The organism is Nostoc sp. C052 (assembly GCF_013393905.1).
In the GTDB taxonomy this organism is placed as follows: domain Bacteria; phylum Cyanobacteriota; class Cyanobacteriia; order Cyanobacteriales; family Nostocaceae; genus Nostoc.
The window spans coordinates 5,605,351-5,622,834 of sequence record NZ_CP040272.1 but is presented as its reverse complement, the minus strand read 5'-3'; the positions used below and the strand labels follow the sequence as shown (position 1 = coordinate 5,622,834).

Annotated in this window: 14 protein-coding genes and 1 pseudogene; 7 read left to right on the top strand and 8 right to left on the bottom strand. The window is 41.9% G+C overall.

Annotated elements, in window-relative coordinates; all coding sequences use genetic code 11:
- Window positions 1-126: 126 nt before the first annotated feature.
- The 3 genes from FD723_RS23220 to FD723_RS23210 all read right to left on the bottom strand — a co-directional run bounded on the left by FD723_RS23220 (window position 127) and on the right by FD723_RS23210 (window position 3,153).
- A complete protein-coding gene (locus tag FD723_RS23220; protein ID WP_179067471.1) occupies window positions 127-765 on the bottom strand; it encodes a histidine phosphatase family protein in 639 nt (212 codons plus the stop codon).
- 127 nt (window positions 766-892) lie between these two features.
- Complete coding sequence (locus tag FD723_RS23215; RefSeq protein WP_179069246.1) at window positions 893-1,756, bottom strand: fructosamine kinase family protein; 864 nt, start codon at window positions 1,754-1,756, stop codon at window positions 893-895.
- A 116-nt stretch (window positions 1,757-1,872) separates the two neighbouring features.
- Window positions 1,873-3,153: a pitrilysin family protein gene (locus FD723_RS23210; RefSeq protein ID WP_179067470.1), complete on the bottom strand. Its 1,281-nt coding sequence runs from the start codon at window positions 3,151-3,153 to the stop codon at window positions 1,873-1,875.
- Between the two features lie 294 nt (window positions 3,154-3,447).
- Between FD723_RS23210 and crtD the strand changes: the two genes are divergently transcribed.
- The gene (gene crtD, locus FD723_RS23205; protein WP_179067469.1) at window positions 3,448-4,962 is read left to right on the top strand and encodes a C-3',4' desaturase CrtD; all 1,515 of its coding nucleotides are present in this window, start codon (window positions 3,448-3,450) and stop codon (window positions 4,960-4,962) included.
- A gap of 261 nt (window positions 4,963-5,223) precedes the next feature.
- On the top strand, window positions 5,224-6,330 hold the full coding sequence (locus FD723_RS23200; protein ID WP_179067468.1) for a saccharopine dehydrogenase family protein: 1,107 nt from the start codon (window positions 5,224-5,226) through the stop codon (window positions 6,328-6,330).
- Window positions 6,331-6,382: 52 nt separating this feature from the next.
- On the opposite strand, the gene FD723_RS23195 is transcribed toward FD723_RS23200, so the two are convergent.
- Together FD723_RS23195 and FD723_RS23190 are read right to left on the bottom strand one after the other, a co-directional pair.
- Entirely contained in the window at window positions 6,383-7,075 is a 693-nt protein-coding gene (locus FD723_RS23195) for a response regulator transcription factor (protein ID WP_179067467.1), read from the bottom strand.
- On the bottom strand, window positions 7,072-8,136 hold the full coding sequence (locus tag FD723_RS23190; protein ID WP_179067466.1) for a response regulator: 1,065 nt from the start codon (window positions 8,134-8,136) through the stop codon (window positions 7,072-7,074). The genes FD723_RS23195 and FD723_RS23190 overlap by 4 nt, the downstream gene beginning before the upstream one ends.
- Window positions 8,137-8,230: 94 nt before the next feature.
- Between FD723_RS23190 and FD723_RS23185 the strand changes: the two genes are divergently transcribed.
- On the top strand, window positions 8,231-10,639 hold the full coding sequence (locus tag FD723_RS23185) for a DUF3365 domain-containing protein (protein ID WP_179067465.1): 2,409 nt from the start codon (window positions 8,231-8,233) through the stop codon (window positions 10,637-10,639).
- 142 nt (window positions 10,640-10,781) lie between these two features.
- On the opposite strand, the gene FD723_RS23180 is transcribed toward FD723_RS23185, so the two are convergent.
- On the bottom strand, window positions 10,782-11,423 hold the full coding sequence (locus tag FD723_RS23180; RefSeq protein ID WP_179067464.1) for a hypothetical protein: 642 nt from the start codon (window positions 11,421-11,423) through the stop codon (window positions 10,782-10,784).
- Window positions 11,424-11,540: 117 nt separating this feature from the next.
- Window positions 11,541-12,182, bottom strand: coding sequence for a collagen-like protein (locus FD723_RS23175; protein WP_218651751.1), 642 nt, complete (start codon window positions 12,180-12,182; stop codon window positions 11,541-11,543).
- Window positions 12,183-12,544: 362 nt separating this feature from the next.
- Between FD723_RS23175 and FD723_RS23170 the strand changes: the two genes are divergently transcribed.
- Window positions 12,545-12,934 (top strand): hypothetical protein, encoded by a 390-nt coding sequence (locus FD723_RS23170; protein WP_179067463.1) that lies wholly within the window; start codon window positions 12,545-12,547, stop codon window positions 12,932-12,934.
- Between the two features lie 135 nt (window positions 12,935-13,069).
- On the opposite strand, the gene FD723_RS23165 is transcribed toward FD723_RS23170, so the two are convergent.
- Window positions 13,070-14,368, bottom strand: a complete 1,299-nt coding sequence (locus tag FD723_RS23165) for a sodium:proton antiporter (RefSeq protein ID WP_179067462.1) — start codon at window positions 14,366-14,368, stop codon at window positions 13,070-13,072.
- A gap of 201 nt (window positions 14,369-14,569) precedes the next feature.
- Between FD723_RS23165 and FD723_RS43015 the strand changes: the two are divergent.
- From FD723_RS43015 to treZ, 3 genes and pseudogenes are all read left to right on the top strand, one after another.
- Window positions 14,570-14,668 (top strand): annotated as a pseudogene (locus FD723_RS43015) (Uma2 family endonuclease); the annotation flags it as partial.
- A 162-nt stretch (window positions 14,669-14,830) separates the two neighbouring features.
- Window positions 14,831-15,247, top strand: coding sequence for a thiol-disulfide oxidoreductase DCC family protein (locus FD723_RS23160; RefSeq protein ID WP_179067461.1), 417 nt, complete (start codon window positions 14,831-14,833; stop codon window positions 15,245-15,247).
- Window positions 15,248-15,581: 334 nt separating this feature from the next.
- Window positions 15,582-17,429 (top strand): malto-oligosyltrehalose trehalohydrolase, encoded by a 1,848-nt coding sequence (treZ, locus tag FD723_RS23155; RefSeq protein ID WP_179067460.1) that lies wholly within the window; start codon window positions 15,582-15,584, stop codon window positions 17,427-17,429.
- Window positions 17,430-17,484: the final 55 nt, after the last annotated feature.

Genomic DNA, 17,484 nt, shown 5'->3' with positions numbered 1-17,484 from the left:
TAATCTCCTATTTACTGAGGGCTTTGTCAACCCATGCGATCGCCTACGGCGGAAAGCCTCTCTCCTCTTAGGAGAGAGGTTTGGAGAGAGGTCAGACTGTATTGCACCCAAACGAGAACCGCTATATTATGTTCCTGGGCGAGAGCGAATGCGATCGGGTATATGATGGCGATCGCCTAATATTTCTAACAAAGGGCCATTAACGTCAAATTTAACCATACTTACCGACGCGACCAAAATATTCACCCGATAGCGATAGCGTCCCAAATCAATTCCCAGTAAACTGCAAAGCATAATCCGAATCGTAGCTTTATGAGAAACTACTAAAACATTACCTTGGGGATGTTTTTCTTGAATTTCAGCAATTACAGGCATAGAACGGTTAGCAATATCTACCGCAGTTTCTCCACCTAATGGTGCATTCCAAGCTGGTTCTGTCACCCATTTTACATAGTTTTCTGCGTAATTCTCTTGGGCAAATGATTTACTCTTAGTTTCCCATTCGCCGTAACTACCTTCTCTGAGTCCGTCACGCAACTGCATATCTATACCGATAGCATCACAAAATGGCTTGGCAGTTGCAATTGCGCGCTTCATCGGGCTAACATAAACCCCTTCCCACTTCAATTGTTGATAAACATCGGCAAAAGCGGATGCCATCTGCATACCTTCAGAAGTCAACTCCGCATCAGTTTCACCGCAGAAATTACCACTTTGACTAAAAGTAGTTTCTCCATGTCGCAGTAAATATAAATTGAGTGTCATGGGTTGTATCGCGATTGGGATAAAGGAGTTTGTGCAAAAATAAACTACCATCAATCTCCCAATCGTGTCTGTGACACCAGGACAAAGTAATCAACCAAAAAAGTCAATCAACCACAATCCGCATCCCTTATCGTAAAATCTGGTCAATCATCCTATTGGCTTGGGAATCGTAACTACCCCCAAATAAATTGAAGTGATTCAAAATGTGATACAGGTTATAAAGTGTTTTTCTTTGCTCATAACCTGCATCTAACGGAAACACTTCGTTGTAACCCTTATAAAACGCTGCGGGGAAACCACCAAATAATTCTGTCATGGCGATATCAACTTCTCTATCTGCAAAATAAGTTGCTGGATCAAATATCACTGGCTCCCCGGATGCAGTACACCCAGCATTTCCACCCCATAAATCGCCGTGTACTAAGGAAGGTTGTACCTGATGATTTGCCAATAGCTCAGGGATAGCTGCTAATAACTTGTCTTGCTGGGGAAAATTACCTCCCCGCCGCCTTGCCAACTGAAATTGATAACCCAAGCGATGTTTAATATAAAATTCTGTCCAGTCTGCTGTCCAAGTATTGATTTGCGGCGTGGAACCTATGGTATTGTTAATTTTCCAACCAAAACTTTGACTGCTGCTAGCTTTATGCATTGCCGCTAACTTGCGTCCCATTTCTTGCCATGAGTTGCCGTTACCGCTAGCAAGTTCCAACCATTCCAGGATGATGTAGCTAGAATTATCAGCAGTACCCCAGCAAATTGGTTTGGGGATGCGAATACTAGCTGTTGCTAGCATTTCCTTTAAGCCCAACGCCTCAGCTTCAAACATCGCAACTTGGGATACTTGATTTAGCTTGACGAAGTAGGTTATCTCACCATTAGAGACAGCATAACCTTGGTTGATGCACCCACCACCAATTGATCGCCGTTGCTGACTCTGAAATTTTTCGCCAGTCACCTGGCTAATATGGGTGTCGATTTGAGTCCAGATCATGCAATTTTGGATTTTAGATTTTGGATTTTGGATTAGTTAAGTGGGTATTGGGTACTGGTTATTAATTATCTACCCTATGCCCAATGCCCCATGCCCTATTCCCAATTTGTAATTTACGGCTTGACAAAAACTACACCATAAGCATCTGGAGATAGATACTCTTTAGCTGCTTGCATCAAGTTTGTTGCATCTTGGCTCTGGATGATCGCTGGGTAGTTAAAGGCGGGTTCCAAATCTCCTACCAAAGATTGATAATAACCATACAAACCAGAGCGATCGCTTGGTGTTTCGTTGCCAAAAACATATCTATTAGCTACTCGCCGCCCTATACGGGCAATTTCTGATTCTGTTACCAACTCTGTTTGGAGTTTGCCAATGTGTTGAGCGATCGCATCCTCTACAATTGCTAAATTTTCCACTGCACATTTAGCTGAAATGTAAAATATCCCTTGCAGTTCATTGCTCATGTTGCTCACAGAAATTGACGAAACTAATCCCCGTTCTTCTCGTAAATCTCTCACCAGTCTTGATGTCCGTCCATGTCCCAAAATTCCGGCTAAAACATCCAATCCATAGGTGCGATCTAACTGTGTCATTCCGGGAACTCGCCAAACCATTACTAGCCTTGCTTGTTGCAGACTTTCATCGATAAATTCTTGACGGACAATTTCTGTAAATGGTGATTCAGGATTCAGGGGAGAGACGCGATTAATCCCGTCTGTAATGGGCTGGGGAATAGCTTTTGTAAATCCTTCTGCAATAGTTGCAATTAATTCTTCTACGGGCAAATTTCCCACAGCTACAGCAGTAATTGACTGCGGTTGATACCAATTAGCATGAAAATCCCGCATCTGCTGGGGTTTCAGTTCGGCAATCACCGATTCTGGCCCCAATACCGGACGGCGATAGGGTAGCCGATCAAAGGCTGTTTGCATCGCCCGCCGATATGTACGCCGTTGGGGATTATCCTCGGAACGCCTAATTTCTTCTAAAACTACCAATCGCTCACGTTCAAAGGCATCATCAGGAATACTCGCATTTGATACTACATCTATTTGTAGTGGCGCAAGCTCGGCAAAATCTTTGGGGGCAGTAGTTATATAGTAATGAGTATAATCTTGGCTCGTAGCGGCATTGGTAACAGCACCCCGCTCTTCAATTCGACGTTCAAATTCGCCGCTAGCTAGTCGTTCTGTTCCTTTAAAAATCATGTGTTCTAAAAAGTGAGCCATACCGTTAATGGCATCAGATTCTACAGCAGAACCAACTTTAATCCACAAGTTGAGGTTTACGGCTTCAACTGGCATTTGCTCGGCAATGATTGTCAAACCATTGGGCAACTGGTGTAGTGTCGGGGCATTGAGACGGGGAAGTTTCCGTAGGGTTGAGGTCATTGCTACTTGTGTGTGAGGAGCGATGTTACTTCTTTATCTTATCTGGGACTTAAAAATAAGCACTGCGATCACTTCTCTGACAGAAGAAGCGATCGCATGAGCAAGTAAGGCAAGAATTTTCCCCGCGTCCATACTCTGGGTTAGATAACGAACCACAGAGGCGCAGAGAACACAGAGAGGAAGACCCTCACCTAGCAATTTCGGGTTGGTCGGGTAGTAGTCATGAAGTCATTAATCTCAATCAGGCTGTAAAATTATGAATAGCAATATTAAGAATTATAAAGATAAATATCAATGTCCAGCATTTATGTTGACAAAAGCAAATCTCATGTAGTGGTTATTGGTGCAGGAATCGGTGGACTGACTGCTGGGGCATTATTAGCTCATAGAGGTTACAGCGTCTTAATTTTAGATCAAGCGATCGCACCAGGAGGCTGTGCTTCGACGTTTAAACGCCAAGGATTTACCTTTGATGTGGGAGCAACTCAGGTGGCGGGGTTGGAAGCAGGGGGAATTCACCACCGCATTTTCTCAGAATTGCAAATAGATTTGCCGGCAGCAACGCCTTGTGACCCTGCTTGTGCGGTGTATTTACCTGGGGAAAGTAAACCTATCAACGTTTGGCGTGACCAAGAGAAATGGAAAGCGGAACGACAAAAACAGTTTCCTGGTAGCGAACCGTTTTGGCAATTGATGGCAACTTTATTTGATGCCAGTTGGGAATTCCAAGGACGCGACCCGGTGCTACCACCGCGTAATTTATGGGATTTGTGGCAGCTAATCCAAGCGGTACGTCCCAATACATTAATTACCGTACCCTTCACCTTGTTTACCGTAGGAGATGCTTTACGTTTATGTGGACTGGGAAATGACCGACGACTGAGGACTTTTTTAGATTTGCAACTGAAACTATACTCCCAGGTGAATGCAGACGAGACAGCATTACTTTACGCAGCTACAGCGTTGAGTGTATCCCAACTGCCCCAAGGATTGTTTCACCTCCAGGGAAGTATGCAGGTGTTGAGCGATCGCTTGGTACAATCCTTAGAGAGAGATGGCGGTAAATTGTTGATGCGCCATAATGTAGAACAAATCAAGGTAGAAAACGGTAAAGCTACTGCTGTTGTAATTAGAAATCAGAAAACTGGCGAAGTCTGGACAGAAGCAGCCAACCACATAGTTAGCAATGTCACCGTGCAAAACTTAGTGCAGTTATTGGGAGAACAAGCGCCATCTGGATATAAAAACCGGGTGGAAAAACTACCCCAAGCATCGGGCGCATTTGTGGTGTATTTGGGTGTAGATGCTAGCGCGATTCCGCCTGAGTGTCCTCCCCACCTGCAATTTCTGTACGATGTCAATGGCCCCATTGGCGAAAATAATTCCCTATTTGTTTCCGTCAGTCATCCTGGAGATGGTCGCGCACCGGAGGGGAAAGCAACAATTATCGCCTCTTCATTTGTCGATCCTGCACAGTGGTGGCAGACTGATGATTATGAAGGACTAAAAGAAAAGTTTACCCAAGAAGCGATCGCACGTCTTGCTGAATACTTTTATCTCAAACCAGAAACGATTATTTATCAAGAAGCCGCCACACCCCGCACCTTTGCCCATTTCACAGGGCGCGATCGCGGTATAGTTGGCGGTATTGGTCAAAGAATACCTACTTTTGGCCCCTTTGGTTTCGCCAATCGAACACCCATTGAAAATTTGTGGTTAGTTGGTGACTCGACCCATCCAGGGGAAGGTACTGCTGGGGTGAGTTACTCGGCGTTAACGGTAGTCAGGCAGATTGAAGCGCAAATATAGTATTTTGTCAATCTGAATTCTGAATTCTAGACATCTCCGAAAAAGAATTTTTTTGACGTAGCAGTGCTACGTCTCTACAAGGGTTAGGGTAACGCATATTTAATTTCTGGAGATGTCTTCTGGCTTCTGAATTCAATTACAACTATTTATATAGATTATATAGAGAAAAAATTCTATTAAACAGTATAAATCATACTTATAACCGATGGCAAAGGGGACGCAAAACTGGTGAAATAAGGGTAGTGTTGCTGACCCGGAGTAATGACAGACAGCGTTTTAATTATTGGTGGACGAGGGCGGATTGGTAGCAGTGTTGCTCAGGATCTCGCTACCCATACGCAGGCTCAAATTACGATTACTGGGCGTTCTGCGGAGTTTGGCAAGGCTGTTAGCTTGTCTTCGGGGGGACAAGTGCAGTTTTTGATATTAGACTTGGCAGAAGTTGACAAGTTGCGAGATGCGATCGCAAACTCTAATTTAGTCATTCACTGTGCTGGCCCATTTCACTACAGAGATACTAATGTTCTTGAAACCTGTATTGCCCAAGGCGTTAATTATTTAGATGTCAGCGACCACCGTTCTTATACCAGCAAAGCTCTAAATTATCATGAAAAAGCTGCTGCTGCTGGTGTGACAGCAATTATTAACACTGGCATTTTTCCTGGTATTTCTAATAGCATGGTACGCCAGGGAGTTGAACAATTTGACCAAGCAGAAAAGATCCATTTAAGTTATTTAGTTTCTGGTTCTGGTGGTGCTGGTATTACAGTGATGCGAACAACTTTTCTGGGGTTACAGTATCCTTTTGAAGCTTGGATAGATGGAAAATGGAATATAGTCAAGCCTTATAGTGAAAGAGAATTAATTGAGTTTCCATCGCCATATAGACGTAGTGGAGTTTACTGGTTTGATATGCCAGAAACATTTACACTGCCCCACGCCTTCCCATCAGTAAAAACTGTAATTACTAAGTTTGGCTCTGTTCCAGATTTTTATAATCATCTAACTTGGATTGCAGCACACGTTTTTCCCAAGTGGTTAATGCAGCAACGTTCCATGATTGAATTTCTGTCTCATGTCAGCCATTTTATGACAGATGTTACTAATAATTTTAGTGGAATTGGAGTAGCAGTTCGTTCAGAAGTTACAGGTCAAAAAAATGGTGAAACTGCCATTTATTGTTCAACTATAGCGCATGAGAATACAGCCATAGCTTCTGGTTGCGGTACGGGTAGTATTGCCCAATTATTGCTAGAAGGCAAACTCAAAAAACCAGGTGTTTTTGCTGTAGAAGAAGCATTACCAACAAATTTATTTGAAGAGGTAATGCAAAGCCGAGGAATTAAGATTACTCATAGTTGGTTATAATTGCTAGCGCAGATTCTTATATCCTCAAACATCAACTAAAATCTCCATTTCGTCACTCCAGCTCCATAATCGGTTCAGAGTTCTCTAACCAGGATAGGCAAGAGTTGGCAACTATTGCAGCTTGAGTGCGATCGCGCAAATTCAGCCGTGCAAGGATATTACTAATATGGTTTCTTACCGTCCCTTCCGAGAGAAAGATTGCTTGGGCAATTTCGCGGTTACTAGCACCCTTGGCAATCATCAGTAAAATTTCTCGTTCTCTGGGGGTGAGTTCTGTCATACCTGGGGGTAGCTGCTGCTTGTCTGTTTCTAGAACTGCCACATTTGCAATCATCTTCTCGACAATTCCCGGCCCAAACTGGGTATAACCCTTGTGAATTGAACGAATTGCCTCCGCTAGTTCTTCAGTCGGTGTATCTTTCAACAAATAGCCTTTAGCGCCAAAGCGCAGCGCCTCAGCGACATACTTGGCATCATCAAAAGTTGTCAGGATAAGAATCTTCATACCAGGAAACTTTTCGCAAATTAGGCGTGTAGCTTCTACCCCATCCATTACAGGCATCCGAATATCCATCAGTACTACATCTGGTGGCAGAAATTCGGCTTGTAAGGACTCGATGAGTTGAATTGCTCTTTGGCCATTGTCTGCTTCGCCGACAATTTGCAAATCTGGCTTAATTGCCAATAAGGTTTTTAAACCTCGTCGAACAATCTCTTGATCTTCTGCAATTAAAACTCGAATCATGCTGCCAGCCTCGAAAATCTTGCGGTAATTCGACAACCAGCACCAGGTTCGCTAGTAATTTCTAATTGACCACCAACATTTGCAGTGCGTTCCCGCATTCCCTGAAGTCCGAAGCCATAACCAGAGCTATCAATCGACATACCTTTGCCATTATCCTGAATGACTAACAATAAACCCTCAACAGTCGTTTGAATGTGAATCTGCACTCTGGTGGCTGATGCATACTTGCAAATATTAGTCAAGCTTTCCTGGATAATTCTATATACTACCGTATTGACCTGATTAGATAAAGGATAAGATAAGTCAATTTGGCATTCTAGCGGGATGCCAGTAGTGCGGTAAAATTCTTGAGTTAGAGTCGCGATCGCTTTTTCTAACAATTGACCTTGCAATGGATCAGAGCGAATTTCGGATACAGACTGCCGCACTGCTTTTAAGGCATCAGAACCTAGTTGTTTCGCCTCCTGCAAAAATTCATAGGCTTGCTCTGGGTTAATCTGCCACAAAGTTAGAGCAGTTTCCATTTGAATGTTAAGTGCCACTAATGCGTGACCCAAAGAATCATGGATATCACGGGCAATGCGATGACGCTCTTCTAATGTTGCCATTGCTTCGATTCGCTGGTTGAGTTGCCGTTCTTGTTGTAATGCTTTGAGCAACTGTGCTTGCAACCGGCAAATTGTGAGTTGATTCTCAACCCGCACCAAAACTTCCTCAACTTGAAATGGCTTAGTAATATAGTCTACACCCCCGACTGTAAAAGCTTTCACCTTATCAAACACTTCATTGAGGGCGCTAATAAAAATTACTGGAATTGCCTGGGTGTTGGAGTTAGCTTTTAAGCGTTGGCACACCTCATAGCCATTTATCCCTGGCATATTAATATCTAGCAAAATCAAGTCAGGGGGTTGGGCTTGTATCCCCATTAATGCTGTTGAGCCATTAGTAACACTGCGAACTTCATACCCCTGTTCAATCAACATCGTGGATAACAAGCGCAGGTTATCTGGCGTGTCATCAACTATGAGGATGTCTCCTTTGAGGAACTGAGTACCATCCATGAGGCATTTACAAAAAGAAAACGTAGCTGAAATTAAATTATATGCTGTTGATGAAATATATACGGGCTGTAGATTTAAATCATCGTCATTAAAAATGTTCAGAAATTGGAAACTAAGTACAAAATTTACCCTATTACTTACACTGGTTTTTCTCGGTGGAATTTGCTTGAGTGGAATTATCTTGGCTTCAGCAATGAAGCACGAAGCCGAAGAGGATATTAGTACCAAAGCAGAAATTCTTACCCAAACGATGAACGCTGTCAGGAATTACACTGACAACAGCATTAATCCTCTGCTCGAAAAGCAACTGTTGACTGCACCAGAGTTTATCCGCCAAACAGTCCCCGGTTTTGCAGCGCGGCAAGTTTTTGAGCAATTTCGCGCCCATCGAGGATATAAAAGCTTCCTCTACAAAGAAGCGACACTAAATCCGACCAATCTCCAAGACCAAGCAGATGAGTTTGAAACCAAACTGGTTCAGCAGTTTCGCCAACAGCCGCAACTGACCGTGCAAACTGGATATCGCGCTAAAGATGGAAAAAACCTGTTTTACATCGCCCAACCACTAACAGTAAATCAGAAAAACTGTTTGCAATGTCACGACCGACCGGAATTAGCTCCCAAAAGTATGATTCAGAGTTACGGGAGTAACAATGGATTTGGTTGGAAACTCAATGAAATCATCGCCGCGCAAACAATATATGTACCAGCAGATGAGGTTTTTGCCCATGTGCGGGAAACCCTGACTTTAGTTATGAGCGTTGTGATTGCTGTTTTTGCCCTTGGTATCTGGCTGATTAATCGCTTTTTGAAGCATACAGTAATTTATCCGCTCAGACAACTAACAGCGATCGCTAAAAAAGTCGGCGCTAGTACAATTACTCTTGAGCAAGTAGATGGCTTTAATTCTCCCAGCATTACGAAAGTAGCGCGACAAGCTGACGAACCAGGACAACTCGCACGTACTTTCCAGTACATGGCTCGTGAAGTTGCGATGCGCGAGCAAAATCTGACTCAAGCAGTCGAACAGCGCACCGCTCAACTAGCAGAAAGTATTCAAGAAGCCGAAACCGCCAGAGCTAAAGCCGAAGCCGCCAACAGAACTAAAAGCTTGTTTCTTTCTAATATGAGTCATGAACTGCGAACTCCCCTCAACGTCATTTTGGGATTTACTCAGTTGATGATGCGTAGTAGTTCTGTGAATTCACAATTGCAAGGTTATCTAGACACAATTATTCGGAGTGGCGAACACCTGCTGACTTTAATTAATGATGTACTGTCAATGTCTCAGATTGAAGCAGGTAGAATTACACTGAAGGCAAATGATTTTCATCTGGCTACTTTTCTTGATTGGCTAAAACAAATATTTCAATTAAAAGCAGAGTCAAAAGGAATTCAACTCATCTTTGAATTAGCACCTAATTTACCCCAATCCATCCATACAGATGAAAGTAAACTGCGCCAAGTTTTAGTAAATTTATTAAGTAATGCTCTGAAGTTTACAACGAACGGTAGCATTATCCTGCGAGTGTCAGTAGTTAAAAATCAAGAAATAACAAATGACGACGATGGAAAACTGACACTTAACTTTGAAGTTGCAGATACGGGAATGGGAATTTCACCACAAGAATTGACAAACTTATTTCAACCCTTTATTCAAACAGAAACGGGTCGTAATTCTCAGGAGGGTACTGGGCTAGGATTAGCTATTAGTAGTAATTTTGTTCGATTAATGGGAGGAGAAATGACTGTTGAAAGTCAGGTAGGCGTAGGCACAACTTTTAAATTTAATATTCAAACTTATGCAGTTATTACCGAGCAAATCGAGCAAACAGCACCAAGCCGACAAGTTGTAGGACTGTTGGCGGGACAACCAACCTATCGAATTTTAATTGTTGAGGACAAACCAGAAAATCAGCAGCTAATGATGGAGTTACTAACACCCGTAGGTTTTGATGTGCGTTGTGCAATTAATGGACAAGATGCAATTAACATTTGGCAAAGTTGGTCTCCGCATTTAATTTGGATGGATATGCGAATGCCTGTGTTAAATGGATATGAGGCTACCAAACAAATAAAAGCCATAGGTAATCCAGCGACGATTGTGATTGCCCTCAGCGGCAGTGCTTTTGAAGAAGACAAAATAACGGCATTATCAGTTGGTTGTGACGATTTTGTGCGTAAGCCTTTTCGTACAGAAGTTATCTTTTCAAAGATAGCGCTGCATTTAGGAGTAGGTTACATTTACGCCGAAGATTCTAGGAGTAGCCATAGAGAAAGCCTTATGACTGCGCCTGTTGACTCCCTCACTCCTCAAGACATAGCTGTGATGCCTAGTGAGTGGGTAGCACAATTGCATGATTTTGCACTCAAAGTTAATGCCAAGCAAATTATGCAATTAATTACACAAATTCCTGAACAAAATGCTTATTTAGCTATGGCTTTGACTAGTTTAGTAAATAATTTCGAGTTTGAGAAAATTGTAGAATTAAGCAAAACTTAACTAGGCAGACTTTAAGGATTATTTTTAAACATTTTCTCTAGCTAAAAAATCGGGAAGTTGTAGATGCAACTTCCCATGATGTTTCTATATATTAAAGTGTCATATTCTAGGCGATCGCTCTACCTTAGATGTAACACAGTTTTTAGAAGTGATAATTACGAATACCTGCTTGTTGATTATTAAAGGGTGCATTGGAACCCTCAAGTCCCCGTGCAAGTAGACTTCCTGATTCGCTACCTAAGCCATTTGCACCAGTACTTGTGCCTAATCCTGTACCTTGAATAATATGGGTATTACCCCAGTCATATTCTGAGATATTTATCTGGTTGATTTGTTGGGCGTTGAATGGCACTGTGTCATCGACACGCCCAATAGTGTAGACACCAATTTGCTTCAAGCCAGTGTTATCGAAAATGGTGATAGTTTGACCTGTATGATACTTACCAACTGGAGCAAAACCAGTACCAATATAGAATTGAGGACTAGCCACACCATTAACTACGGGTGGAGGATTAAAGTCATAACGGAAGAAAAAGCTTTCCATTAGTGTGGGATTTTGTGGCATTTTTTTTGGAGCAGCTGGTGCTGGGTTTGGCGTTGGCATAACATCTGGCATAACAGGATTCTGTTTTTGCTTGTGGTGATGTGCCGCGATCGCTGGTTGTCCAATCATTAAGGTATATAGTGGTAAACTCATACCGAGAAGAGCAATTCCAAAAGTAGCTTGTTTGGCGATCGCTTTGAGGGAAGAGTTACGCAATTGAGATGGTTTTTGAGTAGACATAGTATTACTTCCTTGTTGAGTATTTAAGTTAGATAAGTGACTTCGATAGTTTTAAAGTATCTGCAAAGAACTGTTGACCACATTGAATAAATGTCATCACAGGAAAGGCAGGTTGTATTAGGGATTTGCGGCAACGCAGATTGCTGAGACACTGATTTGCCCTGCTGTAATCAAGTTGGCGGTAGTGTTTGCAAAGGCTATTGCCCACTGGGTATCAGAAAACGGGCCAGATGTATCTACATACCAGCGACCTGATGCGTTAAAGATAATTCCACCGCCCCCGACAACTTTCTTGCCTGCTGGACAGGATACAAACCGAACTGTTTCTCCAAACGCACCCAGTTGCTCATTGACCGTTGTAATAACAACTCGTTCATACCCACTTACACCAGGTATTCCTTGCGCTCCTGGTGTTCCTTGCGGTCCTGGTGTTCCCTGCGGTCCTGGTACTCCTTGCGCTCCTGGTACTCCTTGTGGTCCTGGCAGTCCTGGCAGTCCAGACGGACCAACCTTATTCCAATTGAGAGGTTGCTGGTCTTTATGGCAGGCAGTTGCACTGGAAACAATTTTGAGTTTACCATCACGATCGACACAGGCTTGAACCACATTAGAATTAACTATGTTAGGGGGAGTCTGGGAATAAACAGCTTGCATTCCTAGTGGTAGACTCATACCTAGAAGAGCAATTCCAAAAGTCGCTTGCTTTGCGATCGCTTTTAGGAAATAGTTACGGAATTGAGATGGTTTTTGAGTAAACATAGTATTAGTTACTTGATTGAGTATCAAGCCAGATGAGTGACTTCGATATTCTTAAAGTATCTGCAAAGAACTCTTGACCACATCGAATAAATGTCATGTCCCAACCATTACATTTGTCATCACAGGAATAAATGTAAGTTCAAAATAATCTTATTAAACCCTAATTATTAAAAAATATTTAGGCATCACTTTGAGCCTGGGATGATAAATCGAATGATAAATGCTGATTTTATCGTCACAACTGAACTATAGCAAAAAATTAATATACCCTACGGTAGAAGTAAGAACTGTACCTAAACATTTAGGATGCCTGTGAGCTTTAAACATGACAGAAGCTCACAAAAAACTATGAGGGTTTTACCATGCAAAAAATTCTATTAACTTTAAAGCAAGCGTTTCGTTCAAGCCTTTTGGTTATTTGCTTGATGATTTTTATCAGCTTGTCAGGTTCATTGATTTTATTTCAACAAGCTGGTCATGCAACTACTCTTGAAGAATTGAAGTTAATACCTCCAGAGTATAAACCAAATTCTGAAGAAAAAATTAATCGCGCTAACGAATACGATCCGGGTGTTGGCGTTCAAGAAGAAAAACGAGAAGAAGCTTATGAACAAGCAATAAAAGATTCCAAAAATCTTAATACTATCGAGAAGACTTACGAAAGAAATTTGAAGGCTGAAAAAGCACAAAATCCTCCAGAAACTTTTGGTGATAAAGCAAAAGAAGTTCTTGAAAAAGTGACAGGTAAATAGAGAATATAGATATAACTCCCAACCCCTTTACTATTAGTGTTGGGAGTTACATTCAAAACTATATTCCGGTTTGAGGTGAAGTTTAAAATTTTAGATCGTACCAAATTTTAAGATTGTCGCGATAAAAAATCGCTTTTACTCAAATTCATCAATTGTGGTGGGAGGAGTAGTCTTTTGATGATTAGCAAAGTTGCGCTCATACCACTTCATTAATGGAGTTGCACTAATTCCATGTACAATTACCGAAGCTACAATGGTCGTGTAAGTTATCCAAGCAATTTGTTCGGCTGCTTGACCTTTTAAGCCATGACCAAAGGCATAGGCAAGATAATATAAAGAGCCGACACCGCGAATACCAAACCATCCCAATAACCAACGAGTTCCTGGGTGTAAGGTTCGGCGGTGTGAGTCTAGAGGACGTTTACCAATTGTGCTAATCCAAACTCCTACAGGTCTGATGATCAAGAATAACAAAATTATCACTAACAAAGATTGCATAGCATAATTAAGCATTGGTTTCAATAATAATATTGAACCTAATAGTAGAATTGTCCCAACTTCCAGCAGCTTTTCAACTTGTTCAATAAATTCTAACTGTGCTAGCGGTTTTTCATGATTTCTGTAACTGCGTTGGACAACTAACCCAGCAACAAATACTGCTAGAAATCCATAGCCATTAACCATTTCTGTTAATGAATAAGTTATTAGAATTGTGCTGATAGCAATAAAATCTTCCATTAACTCGTCGGCAGGACGGAGTTTTTGAACTCTTTTTTCAATCCAAACTATAGATTTGGCAACAACAATTCCCATAATAATGGCAGATGCGATCGCCCAGATTAAATCAACCGTAATCCACTGTTGAAACCAGTTACCCCAGTTGTCATCTTCTAAGGCATGAATGCCAAAATAAACGAAGGGAAAAGCTAAAGCATCATTTAACCCACCTTCAGAAGTTAAACCAAATCTTAACTCATCTTGGTCTTTGGCATCGGTCAGTTGCACTTCTGATGCTAATACTGGATCGGTAGGTGCAAGAATTGCTCCTAATAAAATCGCTTCTCCCCAATTCATTCCTAAAAACAATTTACCCACAGCAGCCAGAGCAAAAATTGAAATTGGCATCAAAAATACAATCAATCGCACCGTAATATCCCAAATCCCCAACCTGAGAGGGCGAACAATTTTTAAGCCGCAGCTAAATACAGAAATAATGACTACCAGTTCTGTTATTCTCTCCAGCAGTTCGGTGTTAAAAACTTCATCCCGACGTAATTGAATCAGCCCTAGACCATAAGGGCCTAGAAAAATACCAACCAGGAGATAGATAATAGCAAAAGAAAGAGGTAAGCGAGTAATCCAACCTGACCCTAACGTTACTATCAGCAAAAGTAGACCTATCACAAATAGGTCAATAATATAGACATCTACCATATAGCGATTTATACAAAAATTAGGTGTTGCTCTGTCAGCTTAATTGCTATAGCTTTAATTAGAAATTGTCTATGGGAAGATATTCTAGGATTGAGGATTCAGACGCGCCACCAAATTGGAAGAAAATAGATAAATTTGGCGTTGGTTTTAACCCAATACGGTTGGGTTAAGAAATTTATCAGTTGAGGCAGGTAGGGCTACGGTGTATACCAGCAGCAACAATATCGCTTAGGAGATAGTATTTTGTCTGATATATTGCCAAATTTACAACTTAAACTCGACGACATTATGCATATTTGATAAATAAAATTTTGCTGCCCAGATCCCGACTTCTCTAAGAAGTCGGGGATCTAAATCCAGCGATTTAGTAAGTAAGATTCATCGCTACAGTTTTCTAAGCTAGAATACCAAAGTTGTGTTTAGACACATCTAATTTTTCATTGCCAAAGAGCCGTTATTCTAATGAACTACTACGTAATCTACGACGGGAATTGTAATCTCTGCGTTACCCTAGTGCGATCGCTAGAAACCTTAGACAAGGGAAATTTATTTCGCTACGTTCCAATGCAAGATGAGCAGACACTTTTAGGATGGGGAATTACAGCCCAAGATTGCGAACAAGGGGTGATTTTAATTGATGGCAATCTACCTCAGAGACGTTGGCAAGGTAGCAATGCAGCAGAAGAAATTGGGCGGTTATTGCCAGCAGGAAGTACATTTGTAGACGCTTATCGAGCATTACCAGGGATGAAATGGGCAGGCGATCGCTTTTACGAACAAATCCGCGATAACCGCTACACGATATTTGGCAAGCGTTCCAGTACTTATGAATCGGCATATTGCGTGGATGGAAGTTGCAAGCAAACTAAAGCTAAATAAAACACAGCTATACAAGGCTTTATCTGCCTCCGTGGGTTTCAAAATTCCTGTCTCCCAATGCTGTTGGTTAAGCCAAGAGACGCAATGAATCGCCGTCTCTACAGTAGGACGATCTAGAATTTTTATCACAAAACCTTAACCGAACCGTATTGCCCTGCTTGCTTATTTGTCATTAGATAGAATTTTTTCTAATCAAAAATCCACCTCCAGGTGCTAGCAAAAAGTCTGCAAGAACAACCATTATGCTATCTGGCGTGTTTGTAAACATTGTGCAATCAATGACATTTGCGATCGCGCCACCATTGGAACATAGAATCTGACGGGAGGATACTGCGTGAGAATTGGTGCTAACTACTTGGGGAACGGAGAGTGTGAATTTACAGTTTGGTCTCCGCTATTAGATAGCGTTACGGTACAAGTTTTGACGCCAGAACCGCAGTTAATTCCCCTCAAGCCTCAGTCTGAGGGATACTGGCACACGAAGGTCAACGATGTGTATCCGGGTACGCTTTATCGGTATGTCTTAAATGGTCAAGATACTTTTGCCGATCCCGCATCCCAGTATCAACCGGAAGGGGTACATGGACCGTCGCAAATTGTCGATCATCACTTTGAATGGACTGATGAAGGATGGACGGGTATTCCTGTAGAGTCGATGATTTTTTATGAACTTCATGTTGGCACATTCACGCCTGAAGGAACTTTCACCGCCATTATTCCTCGTTTACCAGAACTGAGAGAACTGGGAATCAATGCGATTGAAATTATGCCTATTGCCCAATTTCCGGGAGACACTCATGTTGAGGCTGCTCTGACATATCGCAACTGGGGTTATGATGGCGTTTATCCTTTTGCTGTCCAAAATTCCTACGGTAGCCCAGCCGAACTTAAGCAACTGGTAAATGCTTGTCACCAAAATAATATCGCCGTTGTGCTGGATGTGGTGTATAACCACTTTGGGCCAGAAGGCAACTATATGAGTCAGTTCGCACCCTACTTTACTAAAACCTATAAAACGCCGTGGGGGGAAGCGCTAAATTTTGATGACGCCCATAGTCAGGGTGTGCGAAATTATTTTATTCAAAATGCGCTTTACTGGTTGGGCGAGTTCCACATTGATGCATTGCGGCTGGATGCTATTCAAGCAATTTATGACTTGGGAGCCAAGCATTTTTTATGGGAATTAGCGGAAGCAATTCATCATTTTTCACAACAAGGGCAAAGATGGAAACGTCATTTAATTGCTGAAAGTGATTTGAATAATCCGCAAATTATTCGTCCAGCAGAATTGGGTGGCTATGGAATTGATGCTCAATGGGCTGATGATTTTCACCATGCACTGCACACACTCTTGACAGGCGATCGCCAAGGATATTATCAAGATTTTGGGCAGTTGGCTGATTTAGCAAAAGCTTATAGCGATACTTTTGTCTACGATTGGAAATACTCGCCCGATCGCAAACGATTTCATGGTGTATCTTGCCGCGATCGCTCCCTATCACAGTTTACAGTCTGCATTCAGAATCACGATCAAATCGGCAATCAAATGAAAGGAGAACGCCTCAGTCAGCGGATCTCTTTTGAAGGATTAAAGTTAGCTGCTGGCGCTGTGTTACTATCGCCCTACTTACCCCTGTTATTTATGGGAGAAGAATATGGCGAAACAGCACCCTTTATTTACTTTGTCAGTCACTCCGATCCTGATTTGATTCAAATGGTTCGAGCCGGACGCAAAGAAGAATTTGAAGCATTTCACTATGCAGAAGATCCCCCAGATCCCGAATCGGTAGAAACTTTCCTAAAATCTAAACTCAATTGGCAATTACGCAATGAAGGACAGCACAAAGTTCTGTGGGATTGGTATCGCCAGTTAATTAATTTACGGAAGACGCATCCAGTACTTCTCAACCAAGACCGTAATTTCATTCAAGCTACTAGCGATGAAGATAAACAGTTGGTCATTGTGCGGCGTTGGTGCGAATCGAGTGAACTAATATTTGTGATGAATTTCAATTCATCGCCAGTAACGCTGACTTTGCCGAGTCAACACGATGTTCATAAAATATTAGACTCAGCAGATACCTCATGGTCTGGGCCTGGTTCTGAAGCTGCGGAACATCTGTCTGCGGGACAAGAACTGACTGTAAAAGCTACTAGTCTAGTTCTGTATGAAGGGGGATGAGGTAGTTAATAATTCAAAATTTATAAATAAAGGAGATAAGGAGAAAAGTTAGAAC

What these genes read in the sequence shown, in the direction of transcription:
- FD723_RS23190 (WP_179067466.1), bottom strand. Translation starts at nt 8,136, where the DNA reads ATGGATGGTACTCAGTTCCTCAAAGGAGACATCCTCATAGTTGATGAC.
- FD723_RS23160 (WP_179067461.1), top strand. Translation starts at nt 14,831, where the DNA reads ATGAACTACTACGTAATCTACGACGGGAATTGTAATCTCTGCGTTACC.
- FD723_RS23170 (WP_179067463.1), top strand. Translation starts at nt 12,545, where the DNA reads ATGCAAAAAATTCTATTAACTTTAAAGCAAGCGTTTCGTTCAAGCCTT.
- FD723_RS23165 (WP_179067462.1), bottom strand. Translation starts at nt 14,368, where the DNA reads ATGGTAGATGTCTATATTATTGACCTATTTGTGATAGGTCTACTTTTG.
- FD723_RS23220 (WP_179067471.1), bottom strand. Translation starts at nt 765, where the DNA reads ATGACACTCAATTTATATTTACTGCGACATGGAGAAACTACTTTTAGT.
- FD723_RS23195 (WP_179067467.1), bottom strand. Translation starts at nt 7,075, where the DNA reads ATGATTCGAGTTTTAATTGCAGAAGATCAAGAGATTGTTCGACGAGGT.
- FD723_RS23180 (WP_179067464.1), bottom strand. Translation starts at nt 11,423, where the DNA reads ATGTCTACTCAAAAACCATCTCAATTGCGTAACTCTTCCCTCAAAGCG.
- FD723_RS23185 (WP_179067465.1), top strand. Translation starts at nt 8,231, where the DNA reads ATGTTCAGAAATTGGAAACTAAGTACAAAATTTACCCTATTACTTACA.
- FD723_RS23175 (WP_218651751.1), bottom strand. Translation starts at nt 12,182, where the DNA reads ATGTTTACTCAAAAACCATCTCAATTCCGTAACTATTTCCTAAAAGCG.
- FD723_RS23200 (WP_179067468.1), top strand. Translation starts at nt 5,224, where the DNA reads ATGACAGACAGCGTTTTAATTATTGGTGGACGAGGGCGGATTGGTAGC.
- FD723_RS23210 (WP_179067470.1), bottom strand. Translation starts at nt 3,153, where the DNA reads ATGACCTCAACCCTACGGAAACTTCCCCGTCTCAATGCCCCGACACTA.
- crtD (WP_179067469.1), top strand. Translation starts at nt 3,448, where the DNA reads ATGTCCAGCATTTATGTTGACAAAAGCAAATCTCATGTAGTGGTTATT.